This is a genomic window from Lentzea sp. NPDC051208 (genome assembly GCF_040682435.1).
Taxonomy (GTDB): domain Bacteria; phylum Actinomycetota; class Actinomycetes; order Mycobacteriales; family Pseudonocardiaceae; genus Lentzea; species Lentzea kristufekii.
This window is the reverse complement of sequence record NZ_JBFBAW010000026.1, coordinates 1-26,423: the sequence shown is the minus strand read 5'-3', so window position 1 is coordinate 26,423 and position 26,423 is coordinate 1. Positions and strand designations below refer to the sequence as shown.

Sequence of the window (26,423 nt, the reverse complement as noted above, 5' to 3'; positions counted from 1 at the left end):
CCGTCTTCGTCGTCCCGTTCAACTTGCGATACCTCCGGTGGGAATCTGGTCCTGGAAAACGACGGCGGACTCGATCAGGTCGGCGGCCCGTTTCGGCGCGTCGCTGTTGTTGAGGTCCACCGCGATCTCGGCGGCGCGACGCCGGTAGCGCTCGTCGGTCCGCACCGTGGTGACGGCGGCGCGCAGGCTGGACTCGGTGACAGCACGGGGTTTCACGACCACGCCGACGCCGGCGTACTCGACCCGCGCCGCCACGTCGGGGTTTTCCTCCGTGGCGGGAACGACGACCAACGGCACCCCGTGCGCGAGAGCGGCGTTGACCCCGTTATAGCCGCCGTTGGTCATCATCACGTCCACGTGCGGAAGCAGGTGGTGGTACGGCACGAACCGTTCCATCCGGACGTTGCGCGGCAACGGAAGCAGCCGCTCCACGTCCAGTTTGCTGCCGGTCGTCAGCACGACGAGGACGTCCTCGTCGGCGAGAGCGCGCACGGCGGGCACCAGCATGCGTTCGACGTCGTTGGCGGTGGTGCCCTGCGTGATCAGGACGACGGGCCGGTCCCCGGACAGCTCGTCCCACCACGAGGGCGGGTCGAAGTGCTTCGGTGGCACGCCGAACAGGCCGCCGATGAAGTGCGTGCCCGGCGCCAGGTCGCGGCGCGGGAACTCGAACGACGCCACTGACCCGACCAGGTACAGGTCGGGGTGACGGGAGATGTTCTCCATCGCCCTCGTCCTCAGCCGGGGCAGCCCGACCTGCGCGCGCACGCGGTCCGCTTCCGCACGCAGGTCCCGCATGGACACCTGGTCGCCGACGAACCTCAGCGCGGCGTTGCGCAGGCGGTTCCACGGGTTCGTGCTCGGCCCCAGACCCATGCCGAGCGGCCCGGTGTCGCGGCTGCCCAGGATGTAGATGGAGTTCGCCAGCCACACCAGGGGAATCCCCGTCTTCTCGCTGGCGAAGCAGGCGCCGTAACACATGTCGTCGGCGAGGATGCGGTCGGCGGGAAACCGTTCCAGCAACGCCAGGATGTCCGCGAGCTGGCCGGGGGCGGTGCGGTAGAAGATGTCGCGAACGCCGACCTTGAAGCTCTTCAGCCCGGCCAGTCCGGCGTGCTCGGGAAACGCCTCCTCCCGGCTCCTGCCGCCGAAGTCGAGCCCTTCGGTCATCGGCTCGAAGCGCGCCCCGGTCCGTTCGACCTGGTCCCGGAAGACCTCACCGGTGTACCAGCGCACCTCGTGACCGCGGCGCGTCAGTTCGGTGGCTATCTCGAACAGGCTGACCACATGTCCTGGGGCCGGTGTCGTCGCGATCAGCACTCGGGTCAACGTCGCCTCCAGCGGCTGCTCCGGGGTGGCCGCTGAGCGGCTCGCGTCAGCATCGCCCTGTTCACGGCGCTGTCCGGCGTGTCAAGACAAACCCCGCGCACTTGCGCAGGGGCCGGGCGGCTTCCGCCCGTCTCGATACCCCTCACGGACCTGCGCGGCCGTGCACGACCGGCTCTGTCGGGGGATACGGGCGCACCTCCGCCGACCCAACAATGGCGCCAGATCAATTCCTTGCCCGCCGCTAGCGCACCGGAAGGAAGTCCGCGGTGACAACGCTGCAAGAGGTCAACGGGCTCGACGCCATCGGTGAGAGGAAGAACGTCACCGTCATCGGCGCGGGGGTCGCCGGGCTGGTGACGGCTTACGAGCTGGAGCGTCTCGGCCACCGGGTGGAGATCGTCGAGGCCGGCGACAGGATCGGCGGACGCGTCCACACCCACCGGTTCACCGGCGAGGCCGGGCCGTTCGCCGAGCTCGGTGCGATGCGCATCCCTTCCGCACACCGCCTGACCCTGCACTACATCGCGGAACTCGGCCTGCAGGACCAGGTGCTGCCGTTCCACACGATCTTCTCCGACGACGCGGCGTACCTGCCCAGCTCGTCCGGCTACCTGCGCGTGCGCGACGCACACGACGTGCTCGTCAGCGACTTCGCCTCCGCGGTGCCCGCCGGGCGCTACCGCGACGGCACCCTGCTGTTCGGCGCCTGGCTGGACGCGACCATCCGCGCCATCGCGCCGCGGCAGTTCTACAACGGCATGCACGGCGAGATCGGCACCGGCCTGCTCGACCTGGTCGACGAGGTCGACCTGACGCCGTACCGCCGCGGCCACAACGGCACCATGATCGACCTGCACGCCTTCTACGCGGGCAACCCGCGCATCCGCTCGCTGGTTCCGCCCCACCTGGAGCGCTTCCTCGACGACGTGCTCGACGAGACCAGCTCCGACATCGTGCGGCTGCGCGACGGCATGGACCTGATCCCCCGCAGCCTCGCGGCCCGCCTGCTCGGCAGGATCACCCTCGGGCAGGAGGTCACCGGGATCGAGGTCCGCGACAAGGACGTGGTCCTGAACCTGAGGCAGGGCACCAGGTCCTTCACCAGGACCTGCGACTACGTGGTGTGCACCGTGCCGTTCACGGTGCTGCGCGGGATGCGTCTCAGCGGGTTCGACGACGAGAAGCTCGACATCATCCACGAGACGAAGTACTGGCCCGCCACGAAAGTCGCCTTCCACTGCCGTGAGGCGTTCTGGCACGAGGACGGCATCCGCGGCGGCGGTTCCTTCACCGGCGGGCACGTGCGGCAGACCTACTACCCGCCCGTCGACGGCGATCCGGCGCACGGCGCGGTGATGCTCGCCAGCTACAGCATCGGTCCCGACGCCGACGCGCTGAGCGAGCTCACCGAGCAGGAACGGATCGCGCTGATCACCCGGGAACTCGGCGTCATGCACCCCGAACTGCGCCGCCCCGGCATGGTCCTCGGCGTCGCCGCGAAGGCCTGGGGTGAGCACCGCTGGTCCCTCGGCGCGGCGACGATCCGCTGGGAACAGGACTCCGCGCTGCGGGAGGCGCAGCGCCGCGAGGCGACGAGGCCGCAGAAGGGCCTCTTCTTCGCCGGGGAGCACTGCTCGTCGAAGCCCGCGTGGATCGAGGGCGCGATCGAGTCGGCGATCGACGCGGCGCACGAGATCGAGTGGTGCGAACGACGGACGGGCGTGGCGTTCCCCGCACGCCGCCTCACCCGCACGGAGAAGTCCGCATGAGTGTCTTCGACCTGCCCAGGCTGCACTTCCGCGGTGCCGCCACCACGCGCCTGCCGACCGGACCGCGCAACGGCCTGGCCGACCTGGCGACGAACACCGCCCTGATGGCGGACGGCGAGCCGTTCCCGGTGCACCGGCCGCCCGCCGAGTACCACGCCCACCTCGACGAGACGGGGCCCCGGTACGACAGCGCGGGCAGCGAGGCGCCCGGCGGGCCGTTCAGCGCCGCCAAGGGCCGTGACTTCGCCGGCAACGGGCACTTCTCGATCAACGCGCAGGTCGTCAGCACCGAACGCGTGGCAGGCCGGCCCGGCACGGCGGATCCGGTGGTGGGACGGGCCGTCGACTTCTGGGGCCACTACAACGAGTACCTGGCGACCACGGTCAACCGGGCGCGGATCTTCGACGTTGATCCCGCCTCCGACTGGACGACGACCCTCATGGTCGGCCAGGTCGGCTTCGGCCGCGACGGGCGGTCGCACGACGTCGGCTACATGGCGACCGGCGCGGTCGAAGGATTCTCGCCGCCGCGCTGGCACGCCACCGGACGTGGCTGCGGGCACTGGCAGCTGGGCCGCTCGGTGGTGCACCAGTTCGTCGTCACCGACGACGACCTGCGCTGGCTGGACGAGGCGGAGGTGTCGCCGGTCGCGCGGCTTCTCCGGGAGGCCGGGACGGGTGGCCTCGTCGTGCAGTTCGCCCTCGACGGCCAGTCCGCGCCCCAGGCACCGGATCAGCCCTCCCAATGGCGTCTGCACGGCACGATCGCGCCGTGGCGGCCCGAGGAGCTGCGCACCTACCCGGCCGGACGGCTGCTCGTGCCGGATCGCGGCACCCGCAACCGCATGGGCAACCTCACGGTCGCGATCTCGCCGGGCCAGGTCACGCTGAACATGATCACGGCGCCCGCACCGGCCGCCGCGGCCCGGGACCTCGAACTGCGCACGGTCCGCGACGACCGGCTGGTGGCCCGGATCCCGGCCACCGCGTACACCGAGGACGCGGCGCTCACCTCCGGTGTGGTCACGGTTCCCGGTCTGCTGTCCGAAGAGGACATCGCGGGTGACGCGCTGCGGATCGTCGCCTCGGACGGCGTGCTCCTCCTGCGGGAGCAGGAGATCAACCTCCAGGTCGACGACGCGAGCGTGTTCGTGGAGCATCCGCGCAGCGCCGATGACGCCGAGCACGACGTCGAGGTGGCGGTGCGGTCGTTCGTCCGAGGCCGGCCCGCCCCGGTGCGTGACATCGCGGTCAGGCAGTTCACCAACCCGGCGGCCCGTCCTCGTGGCCCGGTCGACGCCGTCGTCTCGCTGGACACCGACGTGATCGAGACTGATGACCGCGGTCACGGCCGTTTCAGCATGCGCGGCAAGGCGGCCGGCACCGCACGGCTGCTGCTGACGGCAGTGCCGGAGCCCGCCGGGCTCGACTACGACAACGACGACAAACTCGGTTTCTGGTCCGGTGCCGGGTACCTGAGCGTGCGGGTGCTGCCGGACGACTGGCACCTCGACGACGTGGAGCAGGCCGGCTTCGACCTCGTCTACCGCGAGGTGTTCGCCTACTACGAACACCTCTTCTCCTTCATGGACAAGGAGGTCTTCAGTCTCGCGAACCGCAGCCGCACGGAGACCTACGCCAAGTTGATCTGGCAGATGTGCGATCCGCAGAACAGGACGAAGACCTACTACATGCCGCCGACGCGTGACCTGTCCGAAGCGAAGTCGCGGCTGCTGCTGAAGTTCCTGCGCACCCAGCAGACTCCCGGCCACCTGCTGCTGCCTGCCGAGACGACCGTGCCCGTCCGCAACCGCATCGCCACGCGCGGCCGGTTGGTCGAGGTCCTGCGGGAGGCGGCCCTGATCGAGCTGGCCGTCATGCTGCAGTACCTCTACGCGGCCTACTCCGTGCCGACCTACGGTGCCGGCGCGGAGTACGTGCGGCTGGGTCTGTGGACACCCGAACAGCTGCAGCTCGCCTGCGGTGACGGCGGGGAGACGCTCGACGAGGGCATCCGCAGCATGCTGCTCGGCATCGCCCGCGAGGAGATGATCCACTTCCTGCTGGTCAACAACATCATCATGGCGCTGGGCGAACCGTTCCACGTGCCGCGGGTCGACTTCGGCACGATCAACCACCAACTGCCGGTGCCGCTGGATTTCGCGCTGGAACGGCTGGGCCTGGGCAGCGTGGAGCGCTTCACCCAGATCGAGAAGCCCGAGCACCAGGTCGGCGATCTGCGGCCGCGCGACGGCGAACCTCAGGCGCAACGCCAGGAACACGGTTACGCCTCGTTGAGCGAGCTGTACGCGGACATCCGTGAGGCGTTGCAGCAGATTCCCGGCCTGTTCCTGGTCAAGAAGGGCAGGGGTGGCGGCGAGCACCACCTGTTCCTGCGGGAGTCGATCAACCACGAGCACCCCGACTACCAGCTGGAGGTCGACGACCTCCCGAGCGCCCTGTACGCGATCGACGTGATCACCGAGCAGGGCGAGGGCGGGGTGCTCGACGAGGAGGGCGTCGAGGACTCGCACTACACGTCGTTCCTGCTCATCGGTGAGCTGCTGCGCAAGGCGCCGGTGACGGGCCCGCACGGCGAGCTGTGGAACCCCGCGTACCCGGTGGCGCGCAACCCGTCGCTGAACCCCGCGAGCCCCGCCGCCGAGGCGGTGACGGACCCCGACGCCCGCACGGTCATGCAGATCTTCAACGAGTCGTACTTCCTGGCCCTGCAGCTGATGGCCCAGCACTTCGGCGAACGCCCGGACGCGAGCCTGCGCCGGTCGGACCTGATGAACGCGGCCATCGACGTCATGGCCGGGCTGATGCGCCCGCTGGCCGAACTGCTGGTGACGCTGCCGTCCGGGCGGCGCGGCACGACGGCCGGGCCCTCGTTCGAACTCCCCGACGTGCCCGCCGCGATCTCACGGGCGGACGTGGCCCGGCGCTCGATCTCGATGCGGCTGGACGACATCGCGGCCCAGTGCGCCAAGTGCGCCCTCGTGCCCGCACGAGTGGGCGAGCTGAGCACGTTCTGGGCGGACCACTTCCGCGCCCAGGCCGGAGGGCTGTGACATGCGATCCGTGACGCTGCCCCGGTTCAGCCTCCAGGGCTGGTCCGCAGAGGACATTGCCGACCCGTACCCGGTGTACCGGCGGTACCGCGAAGTCCGTTCCGTGCACGAAGGCGCGGACGACGGCCCGCCCACGTTCTACGTCTTCGGCTACCAGGACGTGGTGAAAGTGCTGTCCGACCGCGACTTCGGCCGCGTGTCGCGCTCCACTGAGGACGGATTCCCGCTGTCCCTGCCGGTGCCGCCGGAGTTCACCGCTCTGCGCTCGGTCGTGGAGAACTGGCTCGTCTTCCTCGACCCGCCCGAGCACACGCGGCTGCGGTCGCCGCTGCAGAAGGAGTTCTCGGCCGGGGTGGTCGCCGCGTTGCGGCCGCGCATCGCCCGCATCGCCCACGAGCTGCTGTCGCGGCTCGGGGGCCGGGCCGACCTGGTCGGGGGCTTCGCGGCGCCGTTCCCGATCATGGTGATCTGCGAGCTCCTCGGTGTTCCGGCGCGGGACCACGAACGGCTGCGCGCACTGGCGGTGGCGTTGCAGGGCGCCAGCACCACCCGCACCGGCGAGTCGCGGCACCTCGACGCGGAGACCGCCGCGCGGGAGCTCACCGACTACTTCCGCGACCAGGCGCAGCGGCGGAAGCCGGGCGAGCACGACCTGATCGCGTTGATGCTCGGCATCCCGCTGAGCACCGAACGCGTCGTCGGCACGTGCGTCCACCTGCTGACCGCGGGACACGAGACGACCACCAACTCGCTGGCCAAGGCGGCGCTGATCCTGCGCGGCCACCCGGACCTGCTCGCCGACCTGCGCGACTACCCGGACCTGGTGCCCACCGCCGTGGAGGAACTGCTCCGCTACGACCCGCCGGTGCAGGCGGTGACGCGCTGGGCCCGCCAGGACGCCGTCCTCGGCGGCACGACCATCCCGGCCGGCAGCCGCGTGATCGCCCTGCTCGGCTCGGCGAACAGGGACCCGGCCCGGTTCCCGCGCCCCGACGCCGTGGACGTGCACCGGCCGGCGGACCGGCACCTCGGGTTCGGCCTCGGCATCCACTACTGCCTCGGCGCGACGCTGGCCCGCGCCGAGCTGGAGATCGGCCTGCGGGCGCTGCTGGACGGCCTGCCGGGCTGGGAGAAGGCGCCCCACCAGGTCGAGTACGCCGACGACATGGTCTTCCACGGCCCCGCCCGCCTCGTCCTCGACCTGCCCACCAGCCCGGAAGGAACGCACCCGTGACATCGCAGACCGACGCAGTCGGCGGCAAGTACGACCAGTTCGCACAGGCCGGCACCACGGAAGCCCTGGGCGGCAACATCCACGCGGGCTACTGGGACGCCGGTGCCGAGCACGTGCCGATGGCCGCCGCGACCGACCGCCTGACCGACCTGGTCGCCGAGCGCCTGGCGCTGCGCCCCGGTCACCGGGTGCTCGACGTGGGCTGTGGCAACGGTTTCCCGGCCGTGCGCATCGCGGAAACGCACGACGTGCACGTCACCGGCATCACGGTGTCGCAGCAGGAGGTCGTCAGGGCGGCCGAGATCGCGGCGGAGTCGGAGGCGCGGGACCGGCTCAGCTTCCGGCTGGCCGACGCCGCCGGCCTGCCGGACGACCTCGGCACTTTCGACGCCGTCTTCGCGATCGAGTCGTTGCTGCACCTGTCCGACCAGGCCGCTGCGCTGACGCGGCTGCGCCGGTTCGTGCGTCCCGGTGGCAGGCTCGTCGTGGCGGACCTGTGCCAGCGCGAACCGTTCACCGGCGCGGGCGAGGCGGTGCTGGCGGGCATGATCCGCACGCTGGAGATCGCCGGCGTCAACAGCGAGCAGCAGCACCGGGCGAACCTGGAGCAGGCGGGCTGGAACCTGCTGGAGCTGCTCGACATCGGCGAGAACGTGCGGCCGAGCTACGAGCAGGCGGCCGCCGCGTTCCGCCGCATCGCCGACCCGGCACCGCCCTTCGCGGCCGCGGACATCATCACGGCCGCGGAGCTCATGGCGGCGTTCGGGGAGAACCCGAGCAGTGGCTACGTCCTGATCACCGCCCAACGGCCGTAGAGGGGGATCCGCCATGACCGCCCAGCTGAGCAAGCCGGCCACCCTGCGTGCCCGGGGAAACGCCGGCCACCTGCACCGCGTCGCCCTGTCCGCCGCGACCCGCCAGGGCGCGCACATGCGCACCGAGGACGTGCGCGCCTGGCTCGCGCAACGCCGCCAGGCCAACGTCCTGCGCGTCGAACGCGTCCCGTTCGCCGAGCTCGACCAGTGGCACTTCGTGCGGTCCACCGGGGATCTCGTGCACGCGAGCGGCCGGTTCTTCGCGATCGAGGGCCTGCACGTGGTGGAGCACGACGGACCGCACGGCGACGGCCCCTACCGCGAGTGGCAGCAGCCGGTCATCAAGCAGCCCGAGGTCGGGATCCTGGGCATCCTGTGCAAGGAGATCGACGGCGTCCTGCACTTCCTGATGCAGGCCAAGATGGAGCCGGGCAACCCCAACCTGGTGCAGCTGTCCCCGACCGTCCAGGCGACGCGCAGCAACTACACCGGGGCGCACGGCGGGTCGAGCGTGAAGCTGCTGGAGCACTTCGCCGACCTCGACCGCGACCAGGTCGTCGTCGACGTCCTGCAGGCCGAGCAGGGCTCGTGGTTCTTCCGCAAGTCCAACCGCAACATGATCGTCGAGACCTCCGCGGAGATCGCCGAGGACGAGGACTTCCGCTGGCTCACCCTCGGGCAGATCGCCGAACTGCTGCACGAGGACGAGACGGTGAACATGAACGCGCGCAGCGTGCTGTCGTGTCTCCCTTACTACGACCCGAATCCGGGCGCACTGCACTCCGACGTCCAGCTGCTGTCCTGGTTCACCGGCGAACGGGCGCGCCACGACGTGCGGACCACGCGCATCCCGCTGGCGTCCGTGCAGGGCTGGAAGCGCGGTCCCGACGCCATCGCGCACGAGGACGGCCGGTACTTCAAGGTCGTGGCGGTCGCCGTGCACGGCAGCAACCGGGAGCGGATCAGCTGGACCCAGCCGCTGCTCCAGTCCGTCGACATGGGCGTCTCGGCGTTCCTGGTGCGCGACTTCGGCGGCGTCCAGCACGTGCTGGTGCACGCCCGCGCCGACGGCGGTTTCCTCGACACCGTCGAACTCGCGCCCACCGTGCAGTGCACGCCGCGCAACTACGAACACCTCCCCGCCGGGGACCGCCCGCCGTTCCTCGACGTGGTGCTGGGGGCCGAGCGATCCCGCATCCGTTACGAGGCAGTGCATTCCGAGGAGGGCGGCCGGTTCCTGAACACCCGCTGCCGCTACCTCACCGTCGAGGCCGACCCCTCGCTGGTGCCGTCCGAGCCGCCCCGCGGCTTCGTCTGGGCCACGCCCGCGCAGCTGACCACGCTGGCGCGGCACGGCCACTACCTCAACGTGGAGGCGCGCACGCTGCTCGCGTGCATGAACGCCGCCTCCGCCTGGCCACGGGGACTGGTGTGACATGAACAGGATCACTGTGCTCGGCGCGACGGGGTTCATCGGCTCCGCGGTGCTGAAGACCCTGGCACGCCAGGAGATCCGCCTGCGTGCCGTGGCACGCAAACCGGCCGAGGTGCCACCAGGCCCCGCCGAGGTCGAGGTGGTGACTGCCGACCTCACCGGCCGCGCCGAGCTAGCGCACGCGGTCGAGGGCTCGGACGCGGTCGTCTACCTGCTCCTCGGCGACGGCGGCTGGCGTGCCGCCGAAGAGGGCTCCGCCGAGCGCGTGAACGTCGGTGTCATGCAGGACCTGCTCGACGTGCTGGGCCGCGACGACGGCGTCCGCCCGGTCGTCGTCTACGGCGGCGCGGCGTCCCAGGTCGGTGTGCCGCAACGGGAACCGCTCGACGGCAGCGAACCGGACAGGCCGGAGACCGCGTACGACCGGCAGAAGCTGCGCGCCGAACTGCTGCTGCGGCGGGCGACGGCCGCCGGGCGGGTGCGGGGCATCAGCCTGCGGCTGCCCACCGTGTTCGGTGAGAGCACGCCGGGCGGTGGTCACGACCGCGGTGTCGTGTCCGCGATGGCGGCCAGGGCGCTCGCCGGGCAGCCGATCACGATGTGGCACGACGGCACCGTGCGCCGCGATCTGGTGCACGTCGACGACATCGCCGACGCGTTCGCCGCGGCACTCGCGCACCCCGATCCGTTGTCCGGCAGGCACTGGCTGCTCGGCGCGGGCCGTGGTGACGCGCTGGGCGACGTGTTCCGGCTCGTCTCCGCCATCACGTCCGAGCACACCGGGGCCCCGCCGGTCGAGGTCACCTCGGTCCAGGCCCCCTCGCACGCCCCCGTGACCGACTTCCGCAGCGTGACCATCGACTCCTCCGCGTTCCGGGCCGTCACCGGCTGGCGCCCGGAGATCCCGCTGGGGGAAGGGATCCACCGCACCATCGCCGCACTCGCCCGAAAGGCTCGCCCATGACCACGCGTGTTTGGGACTACCTGCTCGAATACCAGAACGAACGGCTCGACATCCTCGACGCCGTCGAGATGGTGTTCAACTCCGGGCAGCTCGTGCTCGGGGAGAGCGTGCGCGGGTTCGAGGAGGAGTTCGCCGCCCACCACGGCGCCGGGCACTGCGTCGGTGTCGACAACGGCACGAACGCGATCACGCTCGGGCTGCAGGCGCTGGGCGTCCAGCCGGGCGACGAGGTGATCACGGTGTCGAACACCGCGGCGCCGACCGTCATCGCGATCGACAACGCGGGCGCCACGCCGGTGTTCGTCGACGTCCGCGAGGAGGACTTCCTCATGGACACCACCCAGATCGAAGCGAAGATCACCGATCGCACCCGTTGCCTCGTGCCCGTGCACCTCTACGGGCAGTGCGCCGACATGACGGCCATCCGGGCGATCGCGGACAAGCACGGTCTGAGCGTGCTGGAGGACTGCGCCCAGGCGCACGGTGCCCGTCAGCACGGCAAGATCGCCGGCTCGACCGGTGACGTGGCGGCGTTCTCCTTCTACCCCACCAAGGTGCTCGGCGCCTACGGCGACGGCGGCGCGGTGATCACCCCGCACGACAACGTCGCCGCTCAGTTGCGCCGGCTGCGCTACTACGGCATGGACAAGATCTACTACACGGTCCAGACCCCGGCGCACAACAGCCGCCTCGACGAGGTCCAGGCGGAGATCCTGCGGCGCAAGCTGACCCGGCTCGACACCTACGTCGCCGGACGGCAGGCGGTGGCGCGCCGGTACGAGGAAGGCCTGCAGGACACCGGGCTCAGGCTGCCGGCCACGAACGCGGGCAACGACCACGTCTACTACGTCTACGTGGTCCGGCATCCCCGGCGCGACGACATCATCGAGCGCCTCAAGGCCTACGACATCCACCTCAACATCAGCTACCCGTGGCCCGTGCACACCATGAGCGGTTTCGCGCACCTCGCCGAGCGCACCGGCTCGTTGCCCGTCACCGAGGCGCTGGCGGGCGAGATCTTCTCGCTGCCGATGTACCCCTCGCTGTCGCCCGACCAGCAGGACAAGGTCGTCCACGCGCTGCGCCAAGTGCTGTCCACGCTCTGATCCCCCGTTCGCACCGACCGCAGGAGCCCACATGGAAGTCCGCACGCTCGCAGTCGAAGGGGCGCTGGAGTTCAGCCCGCAGGTGTTCGCCGACGACCGGGGACGCTTCCTCTCCCCGTTCCAGGAGACGGCGTTCGCCGACGCGCACGGCGAACCCCTGTTCCCGGTCAGGCAGACCAACCACAGCGTGTCGAGCCGCGGTGTGGTGCGGGGGATCCACTACACCACCACGCCGCCGGGCTGCGCCAAGTACGTCTACTGCGCGGCCGGGTCGGCGATCGACATCGTGGTCGACATCCGGGTCGGCTCGCCGACGTTCGGCCGGTGGGACGCCGTGCTGATGGACCAGAACCACCACCGCACCATGTACTTCCCGGTCGGCGTGGGGCACGCGTTCGTCGCGCTGGAAGACAACACCGTCATGTCGTACATGGTGTCGAGCAGCTACGTGGCGGCCAACGAGCTCGCCCTCGACGTCCTCGACCCGGCCCTCGGCCTGCCCGTGCCGAAGGACGTCCCGCCGATCCTGTCCGAAAGGGACGGTGTGGCGATCACCCTCGCCCAGGCCCTGGAACAGGGTCTGCTGCCCGACTACGAGCTCTGCCGGCAGCTCGAGCAGGACCTGACGCGCGCGAAGGCCGGCTCGTTCCTCTGACCCCAGACCGACCACGACACGTTCACCCATCAGGAGAAGCACGCCATGACCCAGACCTTGCCCCAGCCGCACGAAGTCGGCGCGCTCTACGACAAGCTGACCCTGAGCGCGATGCGCGACGGCAGCTTCAACACCAACGTGCACATCGGTTACTGGGACTCGCCGGAGTCCACGGCCTCGATCGACGAGGCGATGGACCGGCTGACGGACGTGTTCATCGAGCAGCTCCACGTGGGCGAGTCGTCCCACGTGCTCGACCTGGGCTGCGGTGTCGGCGGTCCCGGCCTGCGGCTCGCGGGCAAGACCGGCGCGCGCGTGACGGGCGTCAGCATCAGCGCGGAGCAGGTCAAGACCGCCAACAAGCTCGCGGCCGAGACGGGCCTCGCCGCCAGGGTCGTCTTCGAGCACGCCGACGCGCTGAAGCTGCCGTTCCAGGACGGGTCGTTCGACGCGGTGATGGCGCTGGAGTCGATCTGCCACATGCCCGACCGCGACCAGGTCTTCCGCGAGATCTTCCGGGTGCTCAAGCCCGGCGGTCGCGTGGTGCTGACCGACGTCTTCGACCGCTACCCGCGCAAGGAGGTCCGCAGCCCCGGCATCGACAAGTTCTGCCGCGACCTCATGTGCACCATGGCCGACATCGACGACTACGTCCCGATGCTGCACCGGGCCGGCCTGCGGCTGCACAGCATCACCGACATCACCGAGCACAGCACGCTGCGCCTGGCCGACGAGATCGAGAAGCTGGGCGGCTTCGAGGAACGGCCCGTGGCGATGGACGAGGGCAACTTCGAGTTCTCCGAGGACGCTTTCAAGCCGTCCGACCTGTCCGGCGCGGACGACTTCGGCTGCCTGCTGGCCGTCGCGGTCCGTCCCTGAAAGCACTGACGCGGCAGGGCGGTGCGACCGCCCTGCCCCCACTCCCACGAAAGGCGTGGACACGATGACCGGCGAGCTCGAGCGGACCGACGTGCTGATCGCGGGTGGCGGCCCGGTCGGGATGGCACTGGCGATCGACCTGGCGTACCGCGGCATCGGCTGCCTGGTGGCTGAGGCCGGTGACGGCACCGTCCGCCACCCCAAGGTGAGCACGATCGGGCCACGCTCGATGGAACTCTTCCGGCGCTGGGGACTCGCGGTCGCGATCCGCGACGCCGGCTGGCCGCCCGACCACCCGCTGGACATCGCGTGGGTCACCAAGATCGGCGGCCACGAGCTGCACCGCTACCGGCGGGGCACGGCCGCGGACCGCCCGGTCTTCCAGCACACCCCCGAACCGGACCAGATCTGCCCGGCGCACTGGCTCAACCCCGTGCTGGCACAGGCGGTCGGCGTGCACCCGGCAGGACCGTTGCGGTTGCGGACGTCGATCAGCGACGTGACGCAGACCGACAACCACGTCCACGCCGTTCTCACCGACCTGGAAACCGGCACGACCAAAACGGTGCGGGCCAAGTACCTCGTGGCCTGCGACGGCGCCTCGTCCCCCATCCGCCAGGCCTGCGGGATCGACGCCCCCGCCCGGTTCCAGCCCCAGATCTTCCGCAACGTGCTGTTCCGCGCCCCCGAACTCAGGGCGCGGCTCGGTGACAAGACCGCACTCGTGCACTTCCTGGTCCGCTCGGCCACGCTGCGCTTCCCGTTGCGCTCCCTGGACGGCGACGCCTTGTTCAACATGGTCGTCGGCGTCGAGGACGAGACGGCTCCCCGCGCCGACGCGCTGTCCCTGATCCGCGACGCGATCGCGTTCGAGACGCCGGTCGAGGTGCTGAGCGACGGCGACTGGCACCTCACCCACCGCGTCGCCGGCCGGTACCGGGACCGCCGGGTGTTCCTCGCCGGCGACGCCGCGCACACCCTGTCGCCGTCCGGCGGTTTCGGCCTCAACACCGGCATCGCCGACGCGGCGGACCTGGGCTGGAAGATCGCCGCCACGCTCGGCGGCTGGGCCGGCCCCGGCCTGCTCGACAGCTACGAGGCAGAACGCCGGCCGATCGCCGAGGAGAGCCTGCGCGCGGCCAACGCGAACCTGCGGCGCACGATGGACCGCCAGGTGCCGCAGGAGATCGACCTGGACGGCCCGGAGGGCGAGCAGGCCCGCAGGGCCATGGCCGAACGGCTCGCGTCGAGCGGCGCGCACCGCGAGTTCGACGCCCCGGAGATCCACTTCGGCCTCCGCTACCGGTCCGCGATCGTCGTCGACGACCCCGGCCAGCCGGTGGACATCACCGTGCCGGACGCGGCCTGGCGGCCCGGTGGTGATCCGGGCAGGCGCGCCGCGCACGCCTGGTGGGACGGCACGACGTCCACGCTCGACCTGTTCGGGCACGGCTTCGTCCTGCTCCAGTTCGGCGGCGACGAAGGACTTCCGCGGTTCGAGGCGGCGTTCGCCGGACGCGGTGTGCCGCTGAGCGTCCACCGCAGCGGCGACGACGAGCTGGCCAAGCTCTACGAGCGGGCCTACGTCCTGGTCCGGCCGGACGGCCACGTGGCGTGGCGGGGCGATCAGCTCCCGGACGACCCGGCCGCTCTCGCCGACACGGTGCGCGGAGCCGCGACGGACGGAATTGGCCGGTGAGGTCGGACGAGTTGCTGAGGACACCTCGGGCCGAGATGCCCGCCGAACCGGCACCCGTCGACTCCATTCCGGCGGTGCTGGTGGCGGGCGGGGTGGCGCCGTTCGTCACCGTGGACCACTTCGGCGGCACCATTCGGGTGGTGTGCGACCCGGACCTCGCCTGTGCCGCGCTCCTGGACGGGAGGCTCGGCAAGGAGGCCGGGGGCGCGGGTGTTCGAACGGGGCGGGCTGGGGCACCGCGGTTCGACGGCGATGGAATCGCTGCACCTGTTCGAGGCCGTCGCACGCTGACGACACGAGGGGCGCGCTCCGCACTGGAGCGCGCCCCTCGTCACTGTTCAGCCGAAACGAAGAAATGAGGGCTTCACGCGCACGCCAACCGCCCGGAACAGGGCCCCTGCACAGCACCCGTGCGCCGCACCTGCCCGAGACCACCACACACCAGAAACGACACGAGGGGCGCACTCCAGACCGGAGCACGCCCCTCGCCACCGTCTAATCAGAGCGAAGAGATGAGGCGCTTCACGCGCACGTCCACCACCGGAACAGGTCCCGCACAGCACCATGCGCCGCACCCACTCGAGACCACCACACGCCAGAAACGACACGAGGGGCGTGCTCCGGCCCGGAGCACGCCCCTCGTCACCGTGTGGTCAGAGCGAGGAGATGAGGCGTTCCACGCGCTCGTCGACAGCCCGGAACGGGTCCTTGCACAGCACCGTGCGCTGCGCCTGGTCGTTCAGCTTCAAGTGCACCCAGTCGACGGTGAAGTCGCGACCGGCGGCCTGCGCGGCGGCGATGAAGTCACCGCGCAGCTTGGCCCGCGTGGTCTGCGGCGGGGTGTCCTTGGCGGCCTCGATCTCGCCGTCGTCGGTCACGCGCTCGACCTGGCCCTTGCGCTGCAGCAGGTCGAACACGCCACGGCCACGGCGGATGTCGTGGTAGGCGAGGTCGAGCTGGGCGATGCGCGGGTTGGACAGGTCCATGTTGTGCTTTTCCATGTACCGGTTCATCAGGCGGTTCTTGATGGCCCAGTCGATCTCGCGGTCGATCTTCGTGAGGTCCTGCGACTCGACGGCGTCGAGCGTGCGGCCCCAGAGTTCGAGGACTCGCTCGGCCATGGGGTCCGGCGAGCGCTTGGCCGTGTGCTCGACGGCCTTCTCGAAGTACTCGCGCTGGATGTCGAGCGCGGAGGCCTCCTTGCCGCCCGCGAGGCGAACGGTGCGGCGACCGGTCAGGTCGTGGGAGATCTCGCGGATGGCGCGGATCGGGTTGTCCAGCGAGAAGTCGCGGAACTGGACGCCCTGCTCGATCATCTCCAGCACCAGGTTCGCGCTGCCGACCTTCAGCAGCGTCGTCACCTCGGACATGTTCGAGTCGCCGACGATGACGTGCAGGCGCCGGTAGCGCTCGGCGTCGGCGTGCGGCTCGTCGCGGGTGTTGATGATCGGGCGGGACCGGGTGGTCGCGGACGACACGCCCTCCCAGATGTGCTCGGCGCGCTGCGAGAGGCAGTACACGGCGCCGCGCGGGGTCTGCAGCACCTTGCCGGCGCCGCAGATGAGCTGGCGGGTGACCAGGAACGGCAGCAGCACGTCCGCGATGCGGGAGAACTCGCCTGCCCGTGCGACCAGGTAGTTCTCGTGGCAGCCGTAGGAGTTGCCCGCCGAGTCGGTGTTGTTCTTGAACAGGAAGATGTCGCCGCCGATGCCCTCGTCGGCGAGCCTGCGCTCGGCGTCGACGAGCAGGTCCTCCAGGATCCGCTCACCGGCCTTGTCGTGCGTGACGAGCTGCGCCAGGTCGTCGCACTCGGCCGTCGCGTACTCCGGGTGGGAGCCGACGTCGAGGTAGAGCCGGGAGCCGTTGCGCAAGAAGACGTTGGAAGAACGTCCCCACGAGACGACGCGGCGGAACAAGTACCGCGCGACCTCGTCCGGGGACAGACGACGCTGCCCGTGGAAGGTGCAGGTCACCCCGAATTCTGTCTCAATGCCGAAGATCCGCCGCTGCATGCCTCAACAGTAGGCGACTCTCAGGCGGAGCAGGGTGATCCGTTCGGGCGGCACGCCGGTTGCGGTTTAGTGTCGGTGGCGTGTGGAAACGGGTCAGCGCTCTCGACAAGAAGCTCATGAGCTCCTCGGCCGGACTACGTCCGAGCAGGCTCGACACGGGTTTGAAGAGGCTTTCGAAAGCCGCCAACCACAGTCTGCTGTGGTTCGTCATCGCGGCGATTCTGGCGACGAGAAAAGGCCCGTACCGGCGTGGTGCGATGAGAGGCCTTGCGGCCATCGCGGGGGCCTCCACCAGCGCGAACCTGGTCGGGAAGTCACTTTTCCCGCGCCGGCGGCCCGCCGCCGATCTGCTCGCGATGCGCCGCCGGCTGTCCAAGCGGCCGACGTCGTCGTCATTCCCGTCCGGTCACTCCGCGTCAGCGGCCGCTTTCGCCACGGCGGTGGCGATGGAATCGCCCAAAGCAGGCGTGGTGATGGCGCCGATCGCCGCCGCCGTCGCCTATTCACGCGTTCACACGGGTGTTCATTGGCCGACGGATGTCGCGGCCGGCGCGGCGGTGGGCGTCGGTGCCGCGTTGCTGACGCGCCGGTGGTGGCCGCTCGGGATGAACGAGCCCGCCTCGGCCTACGAACACGCCGACCTGACGTCGTTGCAGGACGGCGACGGGCTGGTCGTGGTGGTGAACCCGTTCTCGGGCATCGGGCCGGACCCGACGCCGCAGATCACCGAGGAGTGGCCGAAGGCGCAGGTCGTCACGATCGAGGAACTCGACGACCTGCCGGACGCGAAGGCGCTGGGTGTGGCCGGTGGCGACGGGACCGTGGCCGCCGTGGCCTCTATCGCCGCCGAACGCGACCTTCCGCTGGTGCTCATCCCCTCCGGCACGTTGAACCATTTCGCGCGGGACGTGGGCATCACCGGCCTGCACGACACGGCCCAGGCGGTCGCGGACGGCGTGGGCGTGCGGGTGGACATGGCCCAGGTCAACGGGCAGTGGTTCGTGAACACGGCGTCGCTGGGCGGCTACCCGGACATGGTGCGGATCCGCGAGAAGCTGGAGAAGCGCTGGGGCAAGTGGCCCGCGGCGGGCATGGCGTTGTTCCGCGTGCTGCAACGCGCCAAGCCGCTGGACATCACCATCGACGGCGACAAGCACCTCGTCTGGCTGCTGTTCGTGGGCAACGGGCCGTACCGGCCGAAGGGCTTCGCGCCCACGATGCGGCCGCGGCTGAACGACGGGCTGCTCGACGTCCGGTACGTCCGGGCGGACCGGAAGTACTCGCGGACCAGGTTCTTCCTGGGCGCGCTGCTCGGCGCGCTGGAGCACTCGCGCATGTACAAGCACTTCGAGGTGCCCTCGTTGAACGTCGAGGTGCACGGCGCGCCGATCTCGATCGCGACGGACGGCGAGGTGCGCGAGCGGGCCAACCACTTCAAGTTCCGCTCGCGTGCGGCGGCGCTCGGAATCTATCGGCCATAACCGTCAAACGTTCGACATTGTCGAACAGACGCAGCTAGAGTGGGGTGCGTGCCCGGACCCATTCAGTCCATTCAGCGCGCGGCCGAGGTCCTGAAGCTGCTCGCGCACGGCGGCGCGCACCAGTTGAGCGTCGGCGAGATCGCGCGCGCCCTCGACCTGGCGAAACCGACCGTGCACGGCATCCTGCGGACGTTGCAGGAGGTCGGGTTCGTCGAGCAGGAGGTCGAGGGCGGCAAGTACCGCCTGGGCGCCGCGCTGTTCCAGATCGGCACGTCGTACCTCGACGGCAACGAGCTGCGCGCCAAGGCGTTGAACTGGTCGGACACGCTGGCGATGCGGGCGCGCGAGGCGGTGCGCATCGGCGTCATGCACGGCAAGCACGTGCTCGTCGTGCACCACGTGTTCCGCCCGGACAACAGCCGGCAGACGCTCGACACCGGCGCGCTGCTGCCGTGGAACGCGACGGCACTGGGCAAGGCGCTGGTCGCGTTCGGCGACAACTGGCCCGACGGCGACCTGCAGGCCTTCACCCGGCACACGCTCGACCCCGAACAGCTGCACGCCGACATGAACGTGGTCCGCGACCGCGACTGGGCGTACGACCTGCACGAACTCGTCGAGGGCGAGGCGTCGGTCGCCGCGCCGATCCGGGACAGGCGCGGCGTGGTCGTCGGGGCGATCGGCATCTCCGGGCCGGTCGAGCGGCTGTGCGACTCGCCCGACCAGCCGCCGCGCCTCGAGCTCGTGTCCTACGTACGTGAGGCAGCTCGCAGCGTTTCGAGGGAGCTCGGCGGGCTTTCCTGGTAGTACTGTGGAATCGTTCGACATTGTCGAATGGTTCACACAGAGGAGTGTGCACGGTGGCCTACATCGCGGCGATCGACCAGGGCACGACGTCGTCCAGGTGCATCGTGTTCGACCGAGCCGGCGGGATCGTGTCGGTCGCTCAGCGCGAGCACCGCCAGATCTTCCCGAAGCCGGGCTGGGTGGAGCACGACGCGTCCGAGATCTGGACGAACGTGCAGGCCGTCGTGCGCGACGCCCTCTCTCACGCATCTCTCTCGCTCGCTGACATCGCCGCGTTCGGCATCACGAACCAGCGCGAGACGACGGTCGTGTGGGACAAGGCGACCGGCGAGCCCGTGCACAACGCGATCGTCTGGCAGGACACGCGCACGGACGCGTTGATCAGGCAGCTCGGCGACCAGGACAGGTTCCGCGAGCGCTCCGGCCTGCCGCTCGCGACCTACTTCTCCGGCCCGAAGCTGCGGTGGCTGCTCGACAACGTCGACGGCCTGCGCGCACGCGCCGAACGCGGCGAGGTCCTGTTCGGCACCATGGACACCTGGCTGATCTGGAACCTGACCGGCCGCCACGTCACCGACGTCACCAACGCGTCGCGCACCATGCTGATGAACCTGGAGACCCTCGACTGGGACCAGGAGCTGGTGGACGCGATGGACGTCCCGCGCGAGATGCTCCCCGAGATCCGTTCCTCCTCCGAGGTCTACGGCACCTACGAGGGCGTGCCCGTCGCGTCGGCGCTCGGCGACCAGCAGGCCGCGCTGTTCGGCCAGACCTGCTTCGAACCCGGCGAAGGCAAGTGCACCTACGGCACGGGCGCGTTCCTGCTGATCAACACCGGTGACAAGCCGGTGCACTCGCAGAACGGCCTGCTCACGACCGTGGGCTACCGGATCGGCGACCAGCCCGCCGCGTACGCGCTGGAAGGCGCCGTCGCGGTGACGGGCGCGCTGGTGCAGTGGTTCCGCGACAAGATCGGGCTGATCTCGTCGGCGGCCGAGATCGAGACTCTCGCGCGCACGGTGGACGACAACGGCGGCGCGTACTTCGTGCCCGCGTTCTCCGGCCTCTTCGCACCGCACTGGCGCAGCGACGCGCGTGGCGTGATCGCCGGCCTGACGGGCTACATCTCGCGCGGGCACCTCGCACGGGCCGTGCTGGAGGCATCGGCGTGGCAGACGCGTGAGGTCGTGGACGCGATGAACGCCGACGCTGTGAATGCCCACTCGGCAGCGGACCTCACGACGTTGCGCGTCGACGGCGGCATGACGGCGAACAACCTGCTCATGCAGTTCCTGTCGGACGTGCTGGACGTGCCGGTGGTGCGCCCGATCGTGGCCGAGACGACGTGCCTGGGCGCGGCGTACGCGGCCGGTCTCGCGGTGGGCTACTGGAGCAGCACCGACGAACTGAAAGCCAACTGGCACAAGGCGGCCGAGTGGGAGCCGTCGATGGAACCGGCGGCGCGAGCTCGCGGCTACCGGAAGTGGAAGAAGGCGGTCGAGCGGACCGTCGGGTGGATGGACGAGGACGATGACTGATCTTTCTTCTGGCCTTTCGCAGCGTGACAGGGCTCGCGAAGAGCTGCAGCACGGCAAGTTCGACGTCGTCGTGATCGGCGGCGGCATCCTGGGCATCGCGACCTCGTGGGCCGCGGCCCGTTCGGGACTGCGCGTCGCCCTGATCGAGAGCGGCGACTTCGCGGGCGCCACGTCGTCCGCGTCGTCCAAGCTCGTGCACGGCGGCCTGCGCTACCTCGCGATGGGCCCGTCGGCCGTGCCGATGGTGCACGAGAACCACAAGGAACGCCGCGCGCTGGGCGACCACCTGGCCCCGCACCTGGTGCGCCCGCTGCCGTTCCTCGTCCCCGTCTACAAGGGCGGCCCGCACAGCCGGTTCGTGCTGGGTGCGGGCGTCACGTTGTACTCCGCGCTGTCGGGCTTCGGCGACGGCATGGGGAAGGTGCTGTCGGCGCGCAGGGCTGCGGAGTGGGTGCCTGACCTGCGCGCCGACGGTCTGCGCGGTGCCGCGATGTACTACGACCACCAGATGAACGACAGCCGCGTGGCGATCACCGCCGCCCGCGCCGCCGCCGAGGCCGGTGCCGTGCTGCTCAACCACATCTCGGTCGTGGGCCTGCGCAAGACCGGTTCGAAGGTCACGGGCGTGGACCTGAAGGACTCGCTCGGCGAGTTCGGCGTGGACGCGAAGGTCGTCGTGAACGCGACCGGCCCGTGGCTCGACGTGCTGCGGCGCATGGAGGATCCGGCCGCGGACCCGTCGATCCGCCTGTCCAAGGGCTCGCACCTGGTGCTGAAGCAGACCTCGGAGTGGAAGGCCGCGCTGACGATCCCGGTCGACGACGTGCGCGTGTCGTTCGCGATCCCGTGGGAGGGCCACCTCCTGCTCGGCACGACCGACGAGGCCTACGAGGGCGACCCGGCCGCGGTGGCGTGCACCGACGCCGACATCGACCAGATCCTCAGCGAGGCGGGCGTCGCGGTGTCCGGCCTGGACCGTTCGCGGATCGCGTACACGTTCGCGGGCCTGAGGGTGCTGCCCGGCGGTCCCGGCGACACCTCGCACGCCAAGCGCGAGACGGTGATCACCGCGGGCTCCGGCGGCATGATCAGCGTGGCCGGCGGCAAGTGGACGACGTTCCGCAAGATCGGCGCCACCGTCCTGGCCCGCGTGAACTCCGAACTCGGCCGCACGTTCGACGGCCCGCTGGACGGCGTCGCGCTGCCCGGTTCCGCGTCGCCCGACACCGTGGGTTCCGTGCTGGGCCACGCTTTCGACGCACTGCCCGACGACGTGGTCCGCCACCTCGCCACGCACTACGGCACGACGTCGCACGAGGTCGTCGCCCTGGGCCTGGAGAACCCGGCGCTGCTGGAGCGCGTCCACCCGGACGGCCCGGACATCTGGGCTCAGGTCGAGCACGCCCGCCGCACCGAGTGGGCGACCGAAGTGGACGACGTGCTGCGCCGCCGCACCACCGTGATGGTGCGCGGGCTCGACTCGCCCGAGGTGCGGTCGCGGGTGTCGGAACTGCTGGCTTCCTAGAGCGCCATGGCGCGTTCCACGAGGTACTCGGCCAGTTCGGGTTCCGAGTGGAACGCGCTGCGCAGCGCCAGCGTGCCGTCGCAGCCGAGCACGACCTCTTCCCGTGACACCGCACGGTGTTCGAGGTGCAGTCCCTCCAGGTAAGCGTCGATGATCGTCTCGCGCACGGGCGGCAGGTCCGCGACGGCCATCCGTCCCGCCTGCGCGAGTCCCACGAGCAGCTGACCGAGGTCCGCGCCGACCGGGTTCGGGCACTGCCAGGTCACGTCGATCACCACGAACGACTCCGGATCGTCGTGCGGTACCAGCAGGTTCTGCGGGCACGCGTCGTTGTGCCCGTTCGCCTGGGGCAGCGCTTCGAGCCGTGCCAGGAGCCCCGGCATCCGTTCCGCGAGGGCGGAGCAGTGCGGCCGCAGGAACGCGTCCCGCACGAGCCTTCCCTCGTACAGCACCCGCAACGCCCTGCCCGGCGCACCGCCGAACCTGCGCCCCGCCCAACGGCCGAACCCCAGCGCGGCCCGGCGGAACCTCGGCAGGTCCCACTCCACGTCCGCGCAGCGCACGTCCTCCAGCCACAACGCGATCCGGTCGCCGAAGTCGTCCACCCGCAGCACGCGCGGCCGGCGCATCCCCGGTGGCAACACGAAGTCCGACACCAGGAACTCCGCCTCGTCGCGCCACGGGAGCTCGCCCACCACGTCGTTGAACTCGTCCGGGACGTGCGGCCGCCGCAGGACCTTCACGAAGGTCGGCTCCCCCGCCGACACCACCCGGTAGACGGCGGCCGTCGTCACCGCGACCGGGTCGAACGCCACCGGCACCACGCGGGTCAGCGGTACGGATCGGTGATCTCGCCGAGCATCTCCAGCGCCTCGCGCAGCTGGGCCATGCGGCGCTTGCCGATGTGCCGTTCCCACTCCGCCTCGATCCTGGCCATCTCCGCGTTCGCGACGGGGACGGCCTCCTTCGCCTTGTCGGTCACGCGCACCAGCCGCGCCCGGCCGTCCGTGGGGTCGGGCACGCGTTCGACGTAGCCGGCCTTCTCCAGCTGGTCCACCAGGAACCCGGCGGTCTGCTTGGTCACCTGCGCGGCCTCGGCGAGCTCGGTCAGCCGCGTCCCGTCCGACCCCACGCGCATCAGCACCCGCGCCTGCGCCTGGGTGATCTCGAACCCCGCCGCGACGACCGCGGCCAGGATCCGGTTCTCCACCTCGCGGCTCGGGATGAAGAGCAGCAGACCGATGTTCACCCGTTGGCTCCTCTTGTTTTAGTCAGATACTCTGATTAAAGTAGTCAGCCTCTCGAACTAAATCAAGAGGAGGACGGCCATGGACGACACGCAGATGTGGCAGACGATCGACTCCGAACGCGCGGCGACCGCGGACCTGCTCGCCGGACTCACCGACGTCGAGTGGACCTACCCGTCGCTCTGCGAGGGCTGGACGGTGCGCGAGGTCGCCGCCCACCTGTCGCTCGCGCACCGGATCGGCGTCGGCAGGGCGTTCAAGGCGTTCGTCCGGGCTCGCGGCAGCTTCAACCGCATGGTCGACCAGACCGCGCGCGAGGAGGCGCGCAGACCGGCCGCCGAGATCGTCGCGGAACTGCGCGGCGCCGTCGGACACCACCGGCTCGCCCCCGGCCAGACGCTCAAGAACGCGCTGATGGACACCATGGTCCACACCCAGGACATCGCGCTGCCGCTCGGCATCGAACGCCACATGCCTCTCGACGCCGCCGTGGTCGCGGCGGATGACCTGTGGCGGATCGGGTTCCCGTTCCACGCGCGCCGCAGGCTGGCCGGGCACCGGCTCGTCGCCACCGACGCGGACTGGGCCGTCGGCGAGGGCGCCGAGATCAGCGGGCCGATCGAGGCGCTCGTGATGCTGCTCGCCGGGCACACCGCGACGATCCCGCGGCTGACCGGCATCACGGTCTGAGTTCGCGCACCATCCTGCGGCACACGTGGACGCGCTCGAACCGTTGGCGCATCTCGGCTTCCCGCTCGATCCGGGCGTGCAGCAACGCCCCGGCCGGCACCAGCCCGTGCCTCGCGGTGAGCACCGTGCCGAGCTCGTCGGCGGACGCGTGCACGTGCAGGCAGCTCTCCGACTCCGCGAAACCGTTGCGCGCGAACCAGTTCAGCGCGGGCTCGTCCTCACGGGCCCAGGCGTCGAGCGTCCGCACCCCGCACCGCTCCAGCCGCGGCACCGCCTCCACGAGCAGTGCCGTCGCGATCCCCTCGCCCTGGCGGCCGGGATGCACCACCACCGTGTCGATGGTCGCCTCCGAGCCGGGCACCGACACGTCCAGGATTCCGGCCACCTCGTCGCCGTCGAGCGCGACGAGCTCCAGGTCCGTGCGGCGCTTGGCCTGCCAGACGTCGTCGAAGTAGTTCGTCGCGAGGAATCCGAGCACCCGGCACCTCAGCCAGGACGCCTCGTCGGCCGGTTCGTAGTTCCTGATCTCCGGCGGCCGGCCCGGCGTGCCCCTGGACCTGCCCGATGCTCCCAGCAAGCGCACTTCCCCTGGTCGCCCCCGTGCGGCGTCCACCACGTCATCCCCCAGTCCCCTGCCCGCCGGACGTCTCCGGCACGGTCCAGGGTTCCTGATGCCGGGACCGCACGCACTCCTGTTTCGGCGTCACCGGTTACCAGGAACATACTCGGTATGCATACTCAGCAGGCATGTCGGTCAAACACGGTCTGCTCGCCCTCCTGGAGCGCGGGCCCATGCACGGCTACCAGCTGCGGGCGGCGTTCGACTCGGCCACCGGCGGCACGTGGCCGTTGAACATCGGGCAGGTCTACACGACGTTGTCACGCCTCGAGCGCGACGACCTGGTGGCCGCTCTCCCGGAGAACGAGGGCCAGCGGCCCTACGAGATCACCGCGCAGGGCCGGGACGAGCTGAAGAAGTGGTTCGCCACGCCCGTCCAGCGCAGTGACCGCCCACGCGACGAGGTGGCGATCAAGCTCGCCCTAGCCATCACCACGCCGGGCGTAGACGTCGCCAAGGTCGTGATGACTCAGCGCACGGCCACCATGCGCACGTTGCAGGAGCACACGAGGCTCAAGACCCAGCCGACCGACCTGCCGTGGCTGCTAGTGCTCGACGCGATGATCTTCCAGGCCGAGGCCGAACTGCGCTGGCTGGACCACTGCGAGACGAGCCTGCTGCGCAACGAGCCGAAGCCCGCCCCCGAGACCACCGATGTCGAGGTGCCGAGATGACGGTCCTGCTGGTCCCGTCCGCGGCAATGCTGGGCGCGGCCTTCTTCACCCGTTCCCGCCTGCCGATCGAGCGCCGCCCCTAGGCTCACCCCATGACCACCTTCGTCATAGCGCACGGAGGGGGCGACGTCGGCTGGTCGTGGCACCTGGTAGCAGAAGCCCTGCAAGCCAAGGGTCACACCGCAGTCGCCCCAGACCTCCCCATCGAAGACGAGTCAAAAGATTTGACGGACTGGGCAAAAGCACTGACAGACGCCCTACCGTCCACAGAGGACGTAGTGGTGGTGGGGCACTCGTTCGGCGGCTTCGTCGCCCCACTGGCCGCAGCGAGCATCAACGCCAAAGCCCTGGCCTACGTAACGGCAATGCTCCCCGCCCCAGGTGAAGCCCCAGGAGACTGGTGGGACAACACCGGCTACACCGACTCGGGCCTGGAGGACAAGTTCTTCCACGACGTCCCACCAGACCTGGTGGCGGAAGCGCAAAAACGCGGACGCGGCATGTCCGAGAACTCGATGGCCAAGCCGTGGCCGTTGGACGCGATGCCGAACGTGCCCACGCACTTCATCCTGTGCACAGAGGACCGGTTCTTCACCCAGGACTTCATGCGCAAGGTGGTGAAAACCCGCCTCCCCGGCACAGAGCCGGTAGAACTGGCCGCAGGCCACTACGCATCACTGAGCAAACCACAAGAACTAGCAGACCTACTGGCAAACTACGCGAGATAGCAGCCAGCCCAAGCGAAGCCGAAGGCGAGCCGTCCTTCCACAAGGCAAGGGCGGTGGGGTCCCGTCACGAGCCGCACCAAGAGCAAGAGCTGTGGCGCGGCATCTCGCCGCGGTCGAGCGCCGCCCTGAGCACCTGCTGGGGT

The 26,423-nt window shown here is 70.3% G+C and carries 22 protein-coding genes; 17 read left to right on the top strand and 5 right to left on the bottom strand.

All coding sequences use genetic code 11. From position 1 onward, the window contains the following. Positions 1 to 18 precede the first annotated feature (18 nt). Positions 19 to 1,320 carry a glycosyltransferase gene (locus AB0M48_RS40415; protein WP_363853140.1) on the bottom strand — a complete coding sequence of 434 codons (1,302 nt, stop codon included), beginning with the start codon at positions 1,318 to 1,320 and terminating at the stop codon, positions 19 to 21. 275 nt (positions 1,321 to 1,595) lie between these two features. Here AB0M48_RS40415 and AB0M48_RS40410 point away from each other — a divergent pair, with 275 nt between their 5' ends. From AB0M48_RS40410 to AB0M48_RS40365, 10 genes are all read left to right on the top strand, one after another. Then, on the top strand, positions 1,596 to 3,098 hold the full coding sequence (locus AB0M48_RS40410) for an NAD(P)/FAD-dependent oxidoreductase (protein WP_363852981.1): 1,503 nt from the start codon (positions 1,596 to 1,598) through the stop codon (positions 3,096 to 3,098). After that, complete coding sequence (locus tag AB0M48_RS40405) at positions 3,095 to 6,172, top strand: ferritin-like domain-containing protein (protein ID WP_363852979.1); 3,078 nt, start codon at positions 3,095 to 3,097, stop codon at positions 6,170 to 6,172. The genes AB0M48_RS40410 and AB0M48_RS40405 overlap by 4 nt, the downstream gene beginning before the upstream one ends. Before the next feature lies 1 nt (position 6,173). After that, positions 6,174 to 7,406, top strand: coding sequence for a cytochrome P450 (locus tag AB0M48_RS40400; protein ID WP_363852976.1), 1,233 nt, complete (start codon positions 6,174 to 6,176; stop codon positions 7,404 to 7,406). After that, a complete protein-coding gene (locus tag AB0M48_RS40395; RefSeq protein WP_363852973.1) occupies positions 7,403 to 8,221 on the top strand; it encodes a methyltransferase domain-containing protein in 819 nt (272 codons plus the stop codon). Before AB0M48_RS40400 ends, AB0M48_RS40395 begins: the two co-directional genes overlap by 4 nt. 13 nt (positions 8,222 to 8,234) lie before the next feature. Then, positions 8,235 to 9,656: an NDP-hexose 2,3-dehydratase family protein gene (locus tag AB0M48_RS40390; RefSeq protein ID WP_363852971.1), complete on the top strand. Its 1,422-nt coding sequence runs from the start codon at positions 8,235 to 8,237 to the stop codon at positions 9,654 to 9,656. A 1-nt stretch (position 9,657) separates the two neighbouring features. Further along, positions 9,658 to 10,620 (top strand): NAD-dependent epimerase/dehydratase family protein, encoded by a 963-nt coding sequence (locus AB0M48_RS40385; RefSeq protein ID WP_363852968.1) that lies wholly within the window; start codon positions 9,658 to 9,660, stop codon positions 10,618 to 10,620. Next, positions 10,617 to 11,726, top strand: coding sequence for a DegT/DnrJ/EryC1/StrS family aminotransferase (locus AB0M48_RS40380; protein ID WP_363852965.1), 1,110 nt, complete (start codon positions 10,617 to 10,619; stop codon positions 11,724 to 11,726). Before AB0M48_RS40385 ends, AB0M48_RS40380 begins: the two co-directional genes overlap by 4 nt. Before the next feature lie 31 nt (positions 11,727 to 11,757). Next, complete coding sequence (gene rfbC / locus AB0M48_RS40375; protein ID WP_363852962.1) at positions 11,758 to 12,381, top strand: dTDP-4-dehydrorhamnose 3,5-epimerase; 624 nt, start codon at positions 11,758 to 11,760, stop codon at positions 12,379 to 12,381. 45 nt (positions 12,382 to 12,426) lie between these two features. Beyond that, a complete protein-coding gene (locus AB0M48_RS40370) occupies positions 12,427 to 13,260 on the top strand; it encodes a methyltransferase domain-containing protein (RefSeq protein WP_363852960.1) in 834 nt (277 codons plus the stop codon). Positions 13,261 to 13,324: 64 nt separating this feature from the next. Next, positions 13,325 to 14,959 carry an FAD-dependent monooxygenase gene (locus tag AB0M48_RS40365; protein WP_363852957.1) on the top strand — a complete coding sequence of 545 codons (1,635 nt, stop codon included), beginning with the start codon at positions 13,325 to 13,327 and terminating at the stop codon, positions 14,957 to 14,959. A 653-nt stretch (positions 14,960 to 15,612) separates the two neighbouring features. Here AB0M48_RS40365 and pafA read toward each other — a convergent pair. After that, on the bottom strand, positions 15,613 to 16,971 hold the full coding sequence (gene pafA / locus AB0M48_RS40360) for a Pup--protein ligase (RefSeq protein ID WP_266035082.1): 1,359 nt from the start codon (positions 16,969 to 16,971) through the stop codon (positions 15,613 to 15,615). A 116-nt stretch (positions 16,972 to 17,087) separates the two neighbouring features. Between pafA and AB0M48_RS40355 the strand changes: the two genes are divergently transcribed. Genes AB0M48_RS40355 through AB0M48_RS40340 form a run of 4 tightly spaced genes read left to right on the top strand, consistent with a single transcriptional unit; the run spans position 17,088 to position 22,322 of the window. Further along, entirely contained in the window at positions 17,088 to 18,452 is a 1,365-nt protein-coding gene (locus AB0M48_RS40355) for a phosphatase PAP2 family protein (protein WP_363853137.1), read from the top strand. Positions 18,453 to 18,500: 48 nt separating this feature from the next. Then, on the top strand, positions 18,501 to 19,259 hold the full coding sequence (locus AB0M48_RS40350) for an IclR family transcriptional regulator (RefSeq protein ID WP_030477134.1): 759 nt from the start codon (positions 18,501 to 18,503) through the stop codon (positions 19,257 to 19,259). Between the two features lie 53 nt (positions 19,260 to 19,312). Then, positions 19,313 to 20,797, top strand: a complete 1,485-nt coding sequence (gene glpK / locus AB0M48_RS40345; RefSeq protein WP_363852952.1) for a glycerol kinase GlpK — start codon at positions 19,313 to 19,315, stop codon at positions 20,795 to 20,797. Continuing rightward, positions 20,790 to 22,322 carry a glycerol-3-phosphate dehydrogenase/oxidase gene (locus AB0M48_RS40340; RefSeq protein WP_363852949.1) on the top strand — a complete coding sequence of 511 codons (1,533 nt, stop codon included), beginning with the start codon at positions 20,790 to 20,792 and terminating at the stop codon, positions 22,320 to 22,322. The genes glpK and AB0M48_RS40340 overlap by 8 nt, the downstream gene beginning before the upstream one ends. On the opposite strand, the gene AB0M48_RS40335 is transcribed toward AB0M48_RS40340, so the two are convergent. Continuing rightward, a complete protein-coding gene (locus AB0M48_RS40335) occupies positions 22,319 to 23,146 on the bottom strand; it encodes a hypothetical protein (protein ID WP_363852946.1) in 828 nt (275 codons plus the stop codon). The two genes, AB0M48_RS40340 and AB0M48_RS40335, sit on opposite strands and share 4 nt — an antisense overlap. Before the next feature lie 5 nt (positions 23,147 to 23,151). Beyond that, a complete protein-coding gene (locus AB0M48_RS40330) occupies positions 23,152 to 23,571 on the bottom strand; it encodes a MarR family transcriptional regulator (RefSeq protein WP_363852943.1) in 420 nt (139 codons plus the stop codon). A 79-nt stretch (positions 23,572 to 23,650) separates the two neighbouring features. Here AB0M48_RS40330 and AB0M48_RS40325 point away from each other — a divergent pair, with 79 nt between their 5' ends. Beyond that, positions 23,651 to 24,259 carry a maleylpyruvate isomerase family mycothiol-dependent enzyme gene (locus tag AB0M48_RS40325; protein WP_363852940.1) on the top strand — a complete coding sequence of 203 codons (609 nt, stop codon included), beginning with the start codon at positions 23,651 to 23,653 and terminating at the stop codon, positions 24,257 to 24,259. Here the strand turns inward: AB0M48_RS40325 and AB0M48_RS40320 are convergent. After that, on the bottom strand, positions 24,249 to 24,836 hold the full coding sequence (locus AB0M48_RS40320) for a GNAT family N-acetyltransferase (RefSeq protein WP_363852937.1): 588 nt from the start codon (positions 24,834 to 24,836) through the stop codon (positions 24,249 to 24,251). The two genes, AB0M48_RS40325 and AB0M48_RS40320, sit on opposite strands and share 11 nt — an antisense overlap. A gap of 170 nt (positions 24,837 to 25,006) precedes the next feature. Between AB0M48_RS40320 and AB0M48_RS40315 the strand changes: the two genes are divergently transcribed. Together AB0M48_RS40315 and AB0M48_RS40310 are read left to right on the top strand one after the other, a co-directional pair. After that, positions 25,007 to 25,552, top strand: coding sequence for a PadR family transcriptional regulator (locus tag AB0M48_RS40315; protein ID WP_363852934.1), 546 nt, complete (start codon positions 25,007 to 25,009; stop codon positions 25,550 to 25,552). Between the two features lie 92 nt (positions 25,553 to 25,644). Then, positions 25,645 to 26,280 (top strand): alpha/beta hydrolase, encoded by a 636-nt coding sequence (locus AB0M48_RS40310; protein WP_363852931.1) that lies wholly within the window; start codon positions 25,645 to 25,647, stop codon positions 26,278 to 26,280. The last annotated feature ends 143 nt before the right edge of the window (positions 26,281 to 26,423 follow it).